Source organism: Chitinophaga silvatica (assembly GCF_003419895.1).
In the GTDB taxonomy this organism is placed as follows: domain Bacteria; phylum Bacteroidota; class Bacteroidia; order Chitinophagales; family Chitinophagaceae; genus Chitinophaga; species Chitinophaga silvatica.
Window position 1 is genome coordinate 24,912 of record NZ_QPMM01000002.1, and the last position, 14,529, is coordinate 39,440.

10 protein-coding genes are annotated in these 14,529 nt (G+C 40.9%); 7 read left to right on the forward strand and 3 right to left on the reverse strand.

Annotated features, from left to right (window positions below):
* Nucleotides 1–171 precede the first annotated feature (171 nt).
* Both DVR12_RS04440 and DVR12_RS04445 read left to right on the forward strand, forming a co-directional pair.
* A complete protein-coding gene (locus DVR12_RS04440; RefSeq protein ID WP_116974274.1) occupies nt 172–1,299 on the forward strand; it encodes a helix-turn-helix domain-containing protein in 1,128 nt (375 codons plus the stop codon).
* A gap of 65 nt (nt 1,300–1,364) precedes the next feature.
* Nucleotides 1,365–4,199 (forward strand): M1 family aminopeptidase, encoded by a 2,835-nt coding sequence (locus DVR12_RS04445; RefSeq protein ID WP_116974275.1) that lies wholly within the window; start codon nt 1,365–1,367, stop codon nt 4,197–4,199.
* Between the two features lie 32 nt (nt 4,200–4,231).
* Here DVR12_RS04445 and DVR12_RS04450 read toward each other — a convergent pair whose 3' ends face one another.
* Nucleotides 4,232–5,440, reverse strand: a complete 1,209-nt coding sequence (locus DVR12_RS04450) for a purple acid phosphatase family protein (RefSeq protein ID WP_116974276.1) — start codon at nt 5,438–5,440, stop codon at nt 4,232–4,234.
* Between the two features lie 324 nt (nt 5,441–5,764).
* Here DVR12_RS04450 and atpD point away from each other — a divergent pair, with 324 nt between their 5' ends.
* Nucleotides 5,765–7,267 (forward strand): F0F1 ATP synthase subunit beta, encoded by a 1,503-nt coding sequence (gene atpD / locus DVR12_RS04455; protein WP_116974277.1) that lies wholly within the window; start codon nt 5,765–5,767, stop codon nt 7,265–7,267.
* Between the two features lie 3 nt (nt 7,268–7,270).
* Nucleotides 7,271–7,579 carry an ATP synthase F1 subunit epsilon gene (atpC, locus tag DVR12_RS04460; RefSeq protein ID WP_233522127.1) on the forward strand — a complete coding sequence of 103 codons (309 nt, stop codon included), beginning with the start codon at nt 7,271–7,273 and terminating at the stop codon, nt 7,577–7,579.
* Nucleotides 7,580–8,047: 468 nt separating this feature from the next.
* Here atpC and DVR12_RS04465 read toward each other — a convergent pair whose 3' ends face one another.
* The gene (locus tag DVR12_RS04465; RefSeq protein WP_116974278.1) at nt 8,048–8,599 is read right to left on the reverse strand and encodes a YqgE/AlgH family protein; all 552 of its coding nucleotides are present in this window, start codon (nt 8,597–8,599) and stop codon (nt 8,048–8,050) included.
* Nucleotides 8,600–9,032: 433 nt separating this feature from the next.
* Between DVR12_RS04465 and DVR12_RS04470 the strand changes: the two genes are divergently transcribed.
* Both DVR12_RS04470 and DVR12_RS04475 read left to right on the forward strand, forming a co-directional pair.
* On the forward strand, nt 9,033–10,388 hold the full coding sequence (locus tag DVR12_RS04470; RefSeq protein WP_116974279.1) for a sensor histidine kinase: 1,356 nt from the start codon (nt 9,033–9,035) through the stop codon (nt 10,386–10,388).
* Between the two features lie 15 nt (nt 10,389–10,403).
* The gene (locus DVR12_RS04475; protein ID WP_116974280.1) at nt 10,404–11,216 is read left to right on the forward strand and encodes a HesA/MoeB/ThiF family protein; all 813 of its coding nucleotides are present in this window, start codon (nt 10,404–10,406) and stop codon (nt 11,214–11,216) included.
* On the opposite strand, the gene DVR12_RS04480 is transcribed toward DVR12_RS04475, so the two are convergent.
* Complete coding sequence (locus DVR12_RS04480) at nt 11,217–12,122, reverse strand: S66 peptidase family protein (RefSeq protein ID WP_116974281.1); 906 nt, start codon at nt 12,120–12,122, stop codon at nt 11,217–11,219.
* A gap of 131 nt (nt 12,123–12,253) precedes the next feature.
* On the opposite strand from DVR12_RS04480, the gene metG reads away from it, so the two are divergent.
* Nucleotides 12,254–14,389, forward strand: a complete 2,136-nt coding sequence (gene metG / locus DVR12_RS04485; RefSeq protein ID WP_116974282.1) for a methionine--tRNA ligase — start codon at nt 12,254–12,256, stop codon at nt 14,387–14,389.
* Nucleotides 14,390–14,529 lie beyond the last annotated feature (140 nt).

The window sequence follows — 14,529 nt, forward strand, 5'->3', positions numbered from 1 at the left end:
TTTATAAGCTATATGACAAAAATGATTCCAAAATCGCTATTCCCTTTACCATACTGATTCTTGCCGTTTTTATCCAGTTCCCGATATACCTTGGATTTTATGATTGAAGTAAGGCCGACAAATTATCTCTTATAATTATTAAATTGTGCTGGTAGCTCAAGTAATTATTCTATGTCTTTTGCCGACGTTTTTAATACCCTCTTAATATTAGGAACCTTACAAGGATTGATCCTGTCAGTACTATTATTCTTCACAAAAAAGAATCGTAGGGCTAACAGATTCCTTGCCGTAGTAATGCTGCTATTTGCATTGGCTTCACTTAATTTATTTATTTACTATTCTCCCGCTGTTAAGAACGTACCAATATTATTTTTTGCCTTAAATTTTATCCCGCTAATCCTTGTAATGCCAATTGGGCCGCTGATCTACTTTTATGTCAGAAGTAATTTTGAACCTGATTTCAAACTAAATAAAAATCAACGCTGGCATTTTGCTCCTGCGATCATCGACATTGTTCCGCAGTTGACTGCTGCAATTTTTGTCATTGGTGTATTAACTAATACTATAAGGAATAATCCCGGACCCTGGACTATATTTATTGATACCTATAACATTTATGCAGATATTCCCAGGTGGCTCTCGGTTAGCCTTTATATCTGGACATCTATTAAATACCTGCGTTCAGTAACCGGAGTTACAAATAACAGATTGAAGTGGTTCCGGCAGTTTCTTCAGATTTTTATGGTTTTTCAGGCGATTTGGGGAATATACCTGATACCGTATGTTATTCCTGCTTTTACAGATTTTATGTTAAATACCTTCGATTGGTATCCTGTATATATACCAATGGTTGTCCTTATTTATACGCTAGGTCTGAAAGGCTATTTACTGCCGGCTCAGGAACCTTTAATTGTTAGAAAATCAATTCCACCTCCTGAATCTACTGTCAATGAAGTGGTACCGCTCCTAATTCAGGCAATGGAACAAGATAAGAAATATCTCGATCCGGCTCTAGACCTCACCCAATTATCCAAACATATCGGTATTCCCGCAAAAACTATTTCTGCTGTCCTTAATCAACATTTACATCAAAGCTTTAATGAATTTATCAATAGCTACAGAATAAGCTCCTTTCAACAAAGAGTACTGAGTGGAGAATTTAAAAATATGACGATCATGGGAATTGCATTCGAATCGGGTTTTAATTCCCAGGCAACCTTCCAGCGATCCTTCAAACAACAAACTGGTATATCCCCCAGTGAATTCATTCAACAGAATACACAAAAGGTTGAAAACTAATACTCAAATCCGGATTTGAATAGGTCTGATAAACGTTTTCGGCGTCCTTTGGTTTAAAAAAAACTATGCTGAAAAGGACCATCAGACTATTTGTGATTTGTTTATTCTTATCATGTAAGATTCTCTCTGCCCAGGAGAATTATGAAACTATCATTGGAAAAGTTAAAGAAGCAGCATCTTCATCTCCCATCCCTTATGCTACTATTCAGTTAAAAGATCACAGCCTTGGTACCGCGTGTAATGGAACCGGAGAATTTATCTTAAAAATTCCACAAGCATTGCTGACAGATTCACTTATAATTTCATCTGTCGGTTATAAAACACAAACAATTTCAATCCCTCATACCAGTGTCATAATTGAACTTCAGGCAGCCCCAATCTTACTGGAGGGTATAACAGTTAAAACTATTGATGCACTCGATATTATTAAGGAGGTAATTGTGAGAATTCCTGATAATTATGATACCGCTGCTAATAAGGCTACCGCTTTTTACAGGGAGTTCATCAAACTACAATCAGATACTATCAACTATAATGAATCAGTTCTGGATATCTATAAATCTCCCTACTATCAGTCTGTCAAGGCAAACCAGATTAAACTAATCAAGGGGCGAAGACTGGAGTTCGACCAGCATGGCGATCCACGCTTCTATGGATGGATAAGTAATATTATGAATACTGCCTACAGTTCTCTCATGGAAGATATTCAGCGTACCCCAAACTATCCTTATTCCTTCCTGAATAAAGACTACTTCCAGGATTATAAATATAGTTATGAAGGGATGATAGAAGAAGGTAATATCAATCTGTTTGTAATTTCATTTGGGCCTAAAACCCCTAAAAGTAAGGCAACCGTTAGTGGTAAACTGTATCTCGATGCTACTTCTTATGCCATTGTAAAATGTGAGTGGAAAGCAACCCCTTTCGGAATTTGGTATGTCAACAAGCATGGGAGAGGTGGAATGGGATACAAGGTTACAACCTTTTTAATAAAGGCCTCTATGGATTTTGTGGGTATACAAACGGTGATAGATTATAAACAATATCGTGGCAAATGGTATTTAGGAGGGATTCAAAGACATTGGAATATAGATATAAATAGCCCCAAACGTGGATTTAAAAATGCTCCGTGGGTGGGCTTGTTTACCATGCAGATCACTGATATTAATACCGATTCGGTAAAGCCATTCAGAGATAGCGTTATTAATCATTTCTCATCTGTTAATTCGCAAATCAGGAATATCTATGATACTTCATTCTGGGAGCATCATAATTTTCAACTGCCTGAAAATACTGTAAAAAGTAGGGATTCGCTTGTTCATTTAGGGAACAGGCAACAGGGATTCAACCGGGGGGATACGCTGAGAGGTATGCTTACGGATCTTCGTACGTGCTATGATGTTAGTTATTATAATTTGGATGTTGATATTGATCCTGATAAGAGATATCTGAAAGGAAGTAATACTATGACATTTAAAGTGCTGCAACCCTTTACGCGAATGCAAGTGGATCTGTATAGCAATATGAAGATTAACCAGATCAGGTTTCATGGGGTACCGGTGAAGTATACACGCGAATATGACGCTGTATTCATAGAATTACCTGCAACGTTGAAGCCCGGAAATACAGAGGCCGTAGAAATTGATTACGAAGGTAGCCCACAGCTGGCCAGGTTTGATTTACCAATGTGGGGCGGTATGCTTTGGGATACTACTTCAACAGGTAAACTGTGGGCTCAAATGGTTTGCCAGGGCTCTGGCGCCAGTGTCTGGTGGCCGAATAAAGATCATCAGTCAGACGAACCTGATAGCATGCGAATATGCATTACCATTCCAAATACCTATACTGAGATATCTAATGGCAGGCTTGTGAGTAAAACTCCCGTGGGCAACCAAATGAGATATGAGTGGAAGGTTTCTTATCCAATAAATAATTACAACGTTAGCTTCATTATTGGCTCCTATGCCAATTTTCGCGATATCTATATCCGAAATGGCGTTGATACGTTAATGTTAGATTATTACGTACTGCCTGAGCATCTTGAGAAAGCAAAAACACTATTTACGGAAGTAAAACAGATGCTAAAGATCTATGAGAAGTATTTTGGTCCTTATCCCTTTCCCAAAGATGGTTTTAGGTTGATAGAAAGTCCTTATCCCATGGAGCATCAAAGTGGTGTTTGTATCGGAAAGGTGTTGGCAGATACTTCTTTGGAAATGCTACCCCCGATTGTATGGCATGAATCCGCGCATGAGTGGTGGGGGAACGCCATTACATCAAAAGATATAGCCGATATGTGGATTCATGAAGCGTTTGCAACGTATGCCGAATCACTGATGATGGAAGAGATGGTTGGAACAGAAAGCGCTGCGGAATATCTGAATGCCCAGCGTACGAGTATTATTAACAAAGAGCCGGTGACGGGCGTATACAACGTCAATCATATTCATTATGATATTGGAGATATGTATTCCAAAGGCAGTCTGATGCTGCACACAATCAGGAATAGCCTGAATAATGATAGTAGCTGGTTTGCGTTACTTAAAAATATACAGACATATTTCCGCTATCAGACTATCAGTGCTGATACACTGATAAGTTTTATTTGCAAAGAGCTGAAAGCAGACTACAGACCTGTGTTTGAGCAGTATTTACATCAGACAGCCATACCTGTTTTTTCTTATCATTTAAAACAATTAGGGAATGATTTACAGGTTAGTTATCAATGGAAGGATGTAGTAGCCGGATTTGCAATGCCTGTGTGGGCAAGTATTTCGGAAGATGAGAAACAGATGCTTTACCCTACTGCTGAATTAAAAACTATTGTTATAAAGAATATTCGGGCGAGTGATTTTAAGGTTGATGAAGCCAATTTTTTGATCAATGTAAAGCAGTTGTAGTTGGCTGGCCTGTGGAAGGCCAGCCCTAAGAATTATTTAAGCGTATATTCTCCAACTTTAGTTCCGTCATCTCTTAGCATCTCGAGTTTTAACTGAGACTGATCTGCTTTTATTTTGATGAGGGTTCTTTTGCCGTCCTGTGGCCCGCCACCAATGATTAGTGGGTATTCATGTTCTCCTTTGGAAGGAGCATAAACGCCATATTTATGAGTGTGCCCGCAGATGAGCATATCTATTTTATACTTATTAAATAGTGGTCCGAATAATTGCCGGCAATGCATAACTCCGTGCCAGTCGCCCGATTGGTAGTGAGGAATATGCATCATTACGATTTTATATTTTGCTTTTCTGAAGGCTTTGCTTTGCAATTGTTGTTCGAGCCAGTGCGCCTGTTGTTCTCTGTAGTTATCGAAATCCACTATTCCGGCGTAAACGGGGGTATTATCTTCTTTGTCTTCTCCGGTATCCAGGACGATGGCGGCAACTGGTCCTGCCTGGAAGGAGAAGTAATAACCCTGGCCGGGGTTATCGAAGTATTGGTGCCATTCCCTGGCGTATTTTCCGCGGGTTTCGTGATTTCCTCTTACATACATGAAGGGGGTTTGAGTAGAGAAAGCCTCGCCGCAGGGAGTAAGCAGGTGGTCTATGATCTGCTTTTCGTCGGCCTGGTAGTCGAACATATCTCCATTCAGGAATACGAAGTTATAGGGATCATTTCCGTGAAGGCTGATCAGGTGCGGGATAGAGGCTGGTCTGTCGTGAATATCATTAAGAATAAGCCAGGATACTTCTTTGGCGTTAGGATCGGGAGCTGTAAAAGCGTATACGGGGCTCTCGATAGTTTCGCCGTAGGTAAGTTTATAAGGCTCGAAGGAAAGAATATCTTTTGAGAATATTTTATATTGATATTGTTTCCCTGGTTCGAGGTTATCGAGTCGGATGCAGTGTTGGCGATTATGGGCATCGACCAGGCCATTGGTAACGTGATGTGCTTTTTTATCAAGTTGTCCGTTTGTGCCATAGGTTACCCAGCTGTAGCATGGTTTGGCAGTCAGCCAATTTACCGAGATGGTTTGTGGACCAGGAAATTGGAGATAAGGTTTGCAGAGGAAAATGTGGTCGGGTTCGGGGGCGTTCCTATTGCTGTTGGAGGAAGCTTTGAGCCCGGTGAGCCCGATTATTCCGGCTTTGGAAATTTGGCCAAGAAACTTTCTTCTTGGATGTTCACTGTTGTTGTTCATATGATAATATAATATATATCAGACGGATAGATGAATAAAAATAATATTGTGAGGAGAAGGAAGGGTGATTTTTATATGAGTGGTATTGATTAGTTATAGATAATTTTTTTATTTAATATCACAGGCTACTCTTTAAATTGCGGGGAATGGAACATTTCTTAACGAAGAATTGGCAAAAAAATGGGTAGAGAAATGCTTTTTTTTCATCGTTGTCGTTTTGATATTCTCCCATTTACACTTACCTTTGCGGCAAATTTCAGAAACTGTATGCATAGAGCTGAGTGCCTGAGATTATTTTTAGTATTTTATAAACCACTTTAAAATATGCCTAACACAGGTAAGATCAAGCAAATAATCGGTCCCGTAGTGGACGTGCATTTTGATGACAAACTGCCCGAAATCTACAGCGCATTGGAAGTTACCCGCGAAAATGGTCAGAAGGTAGTATTGGAAGTACAACAACACCTGGGTGAAGACAGTGTACGTACAGTAGCAATGGATTCCACAGACGGTATGGTTCGTGGAATGACGGTAGTAGATAAAGGCGCGCCTATTAAAATGCCGATTGGCGACCAGGTTAAAGGTCGTTTGTTTAATGTGGTAGGCGAGGCTATTGATGGTTTAGGAGATATTGATACCTCCAATGGTTATCCTATTCACCGTGAACCGCCTAAATTCGAAGATCTGGCTACAGAAACAGAAGTATTGTTTACTGGTATCAAGGTAATCGATCTGATCGAGCCATATGCAAAAGGTGGTAAGATTGGTTTGTTCGGTGGTGCTGGTGTGGGTAAAACCGTATTGATTCAGGAGTTGATCAACAACATCGCTAAAGGTTACGAAGGGTTATCAGTATTTGCCGGTGTGGGTGAGCGTACCCGTGAAGGTAATGATCTGATGCGTGAGATGATTGAAGCTAACATCGTAAAATACGGTGATAAGTTTAAAGAATCTATGGAGCATGGCGACTGGGATGTAAATTCAGTTGACAAAAACTTACTGAAACAATCACAAGCAACTTTCGTGTTCGGACAGATGAACGAACCACCAGGAGCACGTGCTCGTGTGGCTTTATCTGGTCTGACACTCGCAGAATATTTCCGTGATGGTGACGGTTCTGCAGGTGGTGGCCGTGATATCCTCTTCTTCGTTGATAACATCTTCCGTTTTACCCAGGCTGGTTCTGAGGTATCTGCGTTGTTAGGTCGTATGCCTTCAGCGGTAGGTTACCAACCAACTCTGGCTACTGAAATGGGTCTGATGCAAGAGCGTATTACTTCTACTAAAAATGGTTCAATCACTTCCGTACAGGCGGTATACGTACCAGCGGATGACTTGACCGACCCTGCTCCTGCAACCACCTTCGCTCACTTGGATGCTACCACGGTATTGGATCGTAAGATCTCCGACTTAGGTATCTATCCTGCGGTGAGCCCTCTGGATTCTACATCACGTATCCTGACACCAGCTATCGTTGGTGAAGCTCACTACAATACTGCTCAACGCGTTAAAATGATCCTGCAACGCTATAAAGAATTACAGGATATCATCGCCATCCTCGGTTTGGATGAATTGAGCGACGAAGATAAACAGACTGTAGCACGCGCTCGTCGTGTTCAACGTTTCCTGTCACAACCTTTCCACGTGGCAGAACAGTTTACCGGTCTGAAAGGTGTACTCGTTCCTATCGAAGAAACTATCCGTGGCTTTAATATGATCATGGACGGAGAAGTGGACGAATATCCTGAAGCAGCTTTCAACCTCGTTGGTACTATCGAAGAGGCTATCGAAAAAGGTAAGAAATTACTGGAAGCAGCTAAAAACTAATTAATGATGATCCCGGCGCTGTCGGGATCATTTTTCACCATTTACGATCATAACATGCTATTAGAAGTATTAACACCAGAAAGAAAATTATATACCGGCGAAGTGTACGGAGTACAACTGCCTGGTATTGACGGTTCTTTTGAAATACTGGATAAACATGCGCCATTAATTGCTGCTCTCGGAAATGGTAAAATGAAAGTTCTGAAAGATAAAAATCATTCAGAATTCTTCACCATCAGCGGCGGTTTCGTTGAAGTTCTGCGCAATAAAGCTACCGTACTGGTTGAAGGTGCGGTTGCCGTAGATAAATAAGCTATACCAGCTACAAAGATAATAAGGCCGGGTAAGATTACCCGGCCTTCGCTTTTGTCCTAACTATTCCAATCTTAGATGAACCCGAATAAATACGACTATCCGCTCGGGTTGCCCTCTGTATACAAAATATAACCAGTACGACTATACGTGATAGCCGAGTTACAACTTGTACACTCAATAGACAGCCATGTCAAGGCTGCATATATTACCTAATGAATATTGCCTTTAACGATAATTAACTTATTGGTATTCAGGTAAAAAATTAATTCGGTCTATGGAAGGATCAACGTGTATTTCATAGGTTTTGCCTTCATAGGTGTATTCTGCTCGGTTTTATTCTTTACTTACCTTACCTGAAATCGGGTTAATATAATTGCCTTTGTTTTTACCAATTACTTTAGCAAGATATTTAATTTGTTTTAATAAATAGCATCCTGATGGATCATTTTTTAAGATTAATTCTTACTAATTTAAAGACGGGTCTATCGGGTAATTTTCCATCATGGCAAATGAACTGCCTAAGTTTCTTAATGATTGCTGCCAGATTTGCTGCTCATTAGGGTCAAAAATCAATGATGCCCCCGTTTGGGATACAATCCACGACTTCTCCTTTACTTCCTCTACTAACTGCCCGTCCGTCCATCCTGCATATCCCAGGAAGAACTTAACATGGCTCGGGTCTAATAATCCCTTATTCAATGCACCGATTACGTCCTCAAAACGCCCACCCCAGAATACTCCTGGTAATATCTCCTGCCCCCCGCTTATCAGCTCAGGAGTTCTATGAATAAAATGAACGGTATCCATCTGCACAGGTCCTCCATAATACACCGGAATATTATTCAATAATATCTCAGGTATCAGCTCGTTCAACCGCTGCTCAAATAACCTGTTGATTACGAATCCTATACTACCCTTCTCCTGGTGATCACATAACAATACTACCGTGCGGGAAAAGTTTGGATCTTTAAGGAATGGATCAGCTATTAATAAAAGGCCGGGCGTCAACGGTACCATAGACATACAATTTTATAGCTACTCCAAATTTACTAAATGACTGAATATAAAGGAAAAAAGAAAGGAAGAGGTAGAAAATAAAAAAAGGAGGCTAGAAAACCTCCTTACCATTTTATCAACCAAAATCTAAATCGCTTATGGAACGAATCCACATCGATGTATGTAGAAAGTTTAATTACTTTGTCATGATCCTTGACTAATCAAATTTAGTACCAGGATTCTGAAGCAAAGGTAATGAAAGAAGGATTAATAAATTCAGCAGTGGCCAGTTAAAATTACGTTAAAGTGATGGTCTATTGCGGGAATAACCAATGGTTGCGAGTTTCGCCTGGAATTTTGTATCATTGCCGCAGTTTCACGCTTCTTTTTTAACAAATTTTAATACTACCTCCAGCTTATCTTTGGTAGATATTTAAGCCTGATCAATTTTTACATGATACCTTTAAAGCGGATTTTTCCTGTTATTGTCACTCTCATTACCTTATCCCTCCTGGGGATTATCTATATCCAATACAACTGGATCAAAAATGCAATCCTGATCAAAAAAGATCAGCTCCTGCAACGTTCCATCAGCATGTCGAACGATGTCTATAACGATATGATGTATCGCAGACAAGCCGCCATTATGTTCAAACTGGATAAAGATCCTGTAACTAAAGGCTTCAGCTTCGATATGAACCGCCAACCGTTTAATCCTCCGGTGAGCGACTTCTTCACCGTGCAGGAAGTGAAACGTTGTATCCAGACCAACATGAGGAAAAATCACCTCGATTCTACAAAATTCGAATTCGCAATTCTCGGTATCGTACCCGGCTCCAACCTCGCTAACATAAAAATGCAGTCGGCCGGCTTCGTGAAAATGTATGAGAAAAATGAAGAAGATAGCCTCAAAGGAACCAAAGACTATCTTATTCAGGTAATTCCACTGGCAGAACAGAACGACTATAGCCCAAGGGCCGAAAAACTCGTTATTATCATGCCTACAGACGATTCCATTGCCAAACAACTGGGTATCATGATTTCAGGTGGGGTCCTGTTTACAATCATCATTATTACCGCTTTCGCTCTGACGTTAAGAACAATGCTTAACCAGAAAAAGCTCTCTGAAATCAAGTCAGATTTCATCAACAACATGACCCACGAACTGAAAACGCCTTTGGCCACCATCTCCCTGGCCATCGACGCTATCAGAAACGAAAAAGTTCTGGCTCAGCCTCAGAAAATCGAATACTTCTCTGGTATAATCAAAGAAGAAAATAAAAGAATGAATAAACAGGTGGAAAGCATCCTGCAATCTGCCCTCCTCGAGAAAGACGAAATAGGCATGAAGCTACAGGCTACTGATGTTCATTCGGTTATCCACAATACCACCGAAAATCTACAGCTTCAGCTTGCCAGTAAAAATGGAATCGTAGACCTCCAGCTCGATGCCATTAACCCGATTATCATGGCCGATGATGTGCATTTCTCCAATCTGATCTTTAATCTGATGGATAATGCTATCAAATATTCCACCGACAACCTGGAAATCGTTATTCAAACTTATAATACCCGCAAAAGCCTCTTTATAATCATCACTGATAATGGAATCGGAATGAGCAGAGATACGATTTCACGTATCTTTGAAAAATTCTACCGCGCCCATACCGGTAATGTCCATAACGTAAAAGGATTTGGTCTTGGGCTCACTTATGTGAAGGCAGTTGTAGATGCACACAAAGGAAAAATTAAGGTTGAAAGTACTTTGGGCAAAGGCAGTAAGTTTACACTGGAATTTCCCCAGGAATAAGATTAAAGCAGAATTATGATACTGAGCGAAAAAGAATTGCAACATTTTAAATTGCCAATTGCAGTTCCTGGCATGGGTGTGTCTATGCAGGAAAAATTGAAAGAGGCAAGAGTTTTAGTAGTAGGTGCAGGTGGCTTGGGAAGCCCTGTTATTCAATATCTTAGCGCCAGTGGGGTTGGGGTAATAGGGATTGCCGATTATGGAGTGATTAATGATGAAGATATGCCCCGGCAACCTATTTATCAGATGCAGGATGTCAGGAAACATAAGGCTAAAATGGCCGCCAGCCGTTTATGGGCAGTAAACCCATATACCAAGCATTATCCGATTTTAATGCAGGTAAAACCTGAAACAATTGCCATGATGCTGGTAGGCTTCGACCTGGTAATAGATTGTTCTCAGCACCGTCCTACTCATCTGGTTGTTAATGATGCCTGCATTGTACACAATAAGCCTTTTATTATTGGTGAAGTACACAACTGGTTGTCGTGGTTTGCCGGCTTCAATATGCCGCAATTAGACGGCGGTTTCACTGCATCCTATCGTTGTGCCTCCGAACAGGCCGAAAGCTATCGTAATTTCGATGCCGGCGCTATTGGTATTACACATGGTGCAACGGGTATACAGATGGCTTGCGAAGCAATTAAGTATATCATGGGTATTCAAACAGGTATAGCAGGCAAATTCTATGGAACCGATTATCTGCACAAACAAACTACTGTTTTAGAGTTGCAGGCAGATAATGCGGCTATAGAAAGTGTTCGCACTGCCGGTGTGTTGACAGCCGACGAATATGGTCTGGAAATCGTTCCCGACGTGGAAGATTAATTAAATCTCTTTCAATACTGTTTTAGCACCAATCTTAAGTTCGTGCTTCATGCCTAATTTCAGGGCATAATTCGCATCCTGATGGCCAGATGGGAAACCAAAGCAGACAGGATAATCATAATCTTTTACCAGATTATTGATTATTTCATATTCCGTCTGGCCAAATGGAGTAGCGGTTTCCTTTCCATCTACAAAAGCTCCTACTACTAACCCTGCCAGTTTATCCAGCCAGCCGGCCCTTTTGAGGTTATACATCAGCCGGTCTATATTGTACCTATATTCGCCAATGTCTTCCAACAGCAGTATTTTCCCCTTTGTATCGATCTGTGAAGCTGTTCCTGATAAATTGGCCAGTATAGAAAGATTGCCTCCAACCAGTATTCCCTCTGCTTTACCTTCGCGGTTTAAAGGGTGTGCAGTAGCGGTATAACGATAAGTTTTGCCTTTAAGCGCCGCTGCCAGGCTGTGAACGTATTCGTTATCTACCGTTTCCGGTGTAATTCCACTGCACATCAGCGAATGGAGGGTTGGAATACGATATCGACGCTGAACGTGAGCGTGCAATGTGGTAACATCACTGTATCCACACAGCCATTTTGGATGTTTGCGGAATGTGGAAAAGTCTAGCTTGTCTATAATACAAACCATTCCATAGCCTCCCCGGCCAAAAATAATAGCTTTAATTTCGGGGTCATCTAACATATCCTGGAGCTCTTCCAACCGAAGTTCGTCTGGTGCCGAGAAATTATGGAAGCTGGTGCCTACTGTGATTCCCAGATGCACTCTATAGCCCCATGAGGTTAAAACTTCAGCTGCGTAATTGGCTGCCTGCAATTCCATTTTGCTGCTAGAACAAGTAATTCCGATCAAATCACCCTTTTTCAAATATGGCGGAATTTTTACCATTGTACCTTTTGTTTACCTTTGCAGATTAGTTAGTATAATTTAGTTTTTACTGAACTAAGATGATAAATTGTAATGGTGATACCAAAACAATCATCTGATTTAAAGTTTATTTAAGCATTCTTTAAGAGAATATGGGAAAATTTAATAGATATTTAATAACTGCGGCATTACCGTATGCCAATGGCCCGGTACATATCGGGCACCTGGCGGGTTGTTACATCCCTGCAGATATTTATGTGCGATATCTTCGCGCCAAAAAGGCCGATGTAAAATTTGTTTGCGGCACCGACGAACATGGCGTACCTATTACCATCAAAGCAATGAAGGAAGGGGTTACTCCACAGGATGTTGTAGACAAATACCACAAAATCATCGGCGATAGCTTTGCTGCTATGGGAATATCTTTCGATATCTTCTCCCGTACCAGCAACCAGGTTCACCATAAAACTGCTTCGGATTACTTCCTGAAAATGTATAACGACGGACTTTTTGAAGAAAAAGAATCCGAACAATACTTCGATCCTAAAGCCAATATGTTCCTGGCCGACCGATATATCATAGGCACCTGCCCTCATTGCGGCAACGATAAAGCCTATGGTGATCAGTGCGAGAAATGTGGAAACAGCTTAAGTCCGGATGAATTAATCAACCCACATTCCGCCCTCAGCGATGCTGTGCCTATCAAGAAAAAAACCAAGCACTGGTACATGCCCCTGCAGAACTACGAGCCATGGCTGAATGAATGGTTACTGGAAGGCCATAAAGAATGGAAAAATAACGTTTACGGACAGTGTAAAAGCTGGCTGGATAGTGGCCTGCATCCAAGAGCTATGACCCGCGACAGCAACTGGGGTATTCAGGTTCCTTTAAAGGATGCTGAAGGTAAAGTACTGTACGTATGGTTTGATGCCCCGATTGGCTACATCTCTGCTACCAAGGAACTGACAGAAAACTGGGCCGATTACTGGTGTAAAGAAGATACTAAACTCGTGCACTTCATCGGAAAAGATAATATAGTTTTCCACTGTATTATTTTCCCTGCGATGCTGAAAGCACATGGTGGATTCGTACTGCCAGACAACGTTCCGGCAAACGAATTCCTAAACCTGGAAGGTGATAAGATCTCTACCTCCCGTAACTGGGCTGTGTGGGTAAACGATTATATCCAGGATTTCCCTGACCAACAGGATATTCTGCGATATGTGCTCACTGCCACCGCTCCTGAAACCAAGGATAATGACTTTACCTGGAAGGATTTTCAGGCAAGAAACAATAACGAACTAGCCGATAACCTCAGCAACTTCGTACACCGTACTATGGTGTTAATGCATAAACTTTGCGGTGGTAAGGTACCTCCTTTACATCCCGATCTGATAACAGATTATGATAGGGAAACCGTTGCCTCGTTTAAATTTGCTAAGGAAAAGGTTGAAAATGCCCTGGAAGCCTATAAATTCAGGGAAGGATTATCTGAAGTAATGGCTTTTTCCTCTGTAGGTAATAAGTACATGCAGGTGAATGAACCATGGATTCTTGCTAAGGCTATAGAAAAAATTAAGAAAGGCGAGACCCATGAAAAATATACTGAAGCAGATATCGAAATGCTTCAGAAGAGAATTGATATCTGCCTGCACGTTTGTCTGCAATTAGCAGCTAATCTGGCTATTCTGGTTAATCCATTCCTGCCATTTACTGCTAAGAAAATGTGTCATATGTTTAAAGTGGTGGATAAGATGCTGGAGTGGGAAAATGCTGGTGCAAGTAATTTATTGAAAGTAGGTTATTCATTACGCCCTTCAGAAATTTTGTTTAGCAAGATTGATGATTCTATTATAAATAAACAATTGGAAAAATTGGCTGAAACTAAGAAAGAGGTATTAGCGGCTGCTGCTGCAAATGCACCTGCTCCGGTAGCTGAAGAAAAACCAGCTGCTCCTGCTAAACCGGAAATTCAATTCGATGATTTCGCCAAACTGGATCTCCGCGTTGGTACAATTTTACAGGCAGAGAAAGTTGAAAAAGCAGACAAATTGTTGAAACTGCTGGTAGATATCGGAACAGAGAAACGCACAGTTGTTTCAGGTATCGCTATGCATTTCAACCCTGAAGATATAGTAGGCAAACAAGTGACTTTAGTTGCTAACCTTGCTCCTCGTAAGATGAGAGGTATCGAAAGCCAGGGAATGATCCTGATGGCTGAAGATAATGGCAAACTGGTTTTTGTTAATCCAGCTGAGGCTGTAAAGCCTGGTAGTGGAGTAAGTTGAGTAATCAATGAGCTAAATATTAAAAGGTCGCAGCTTCCCACTGCGACCTTTTTTGTGTGATGAATTCTCCGTAACCGCATCAGATTACCTGTCATGAATAGTATATAATCTAAATAAAGTCAAAATAGTGTTGATTTAAG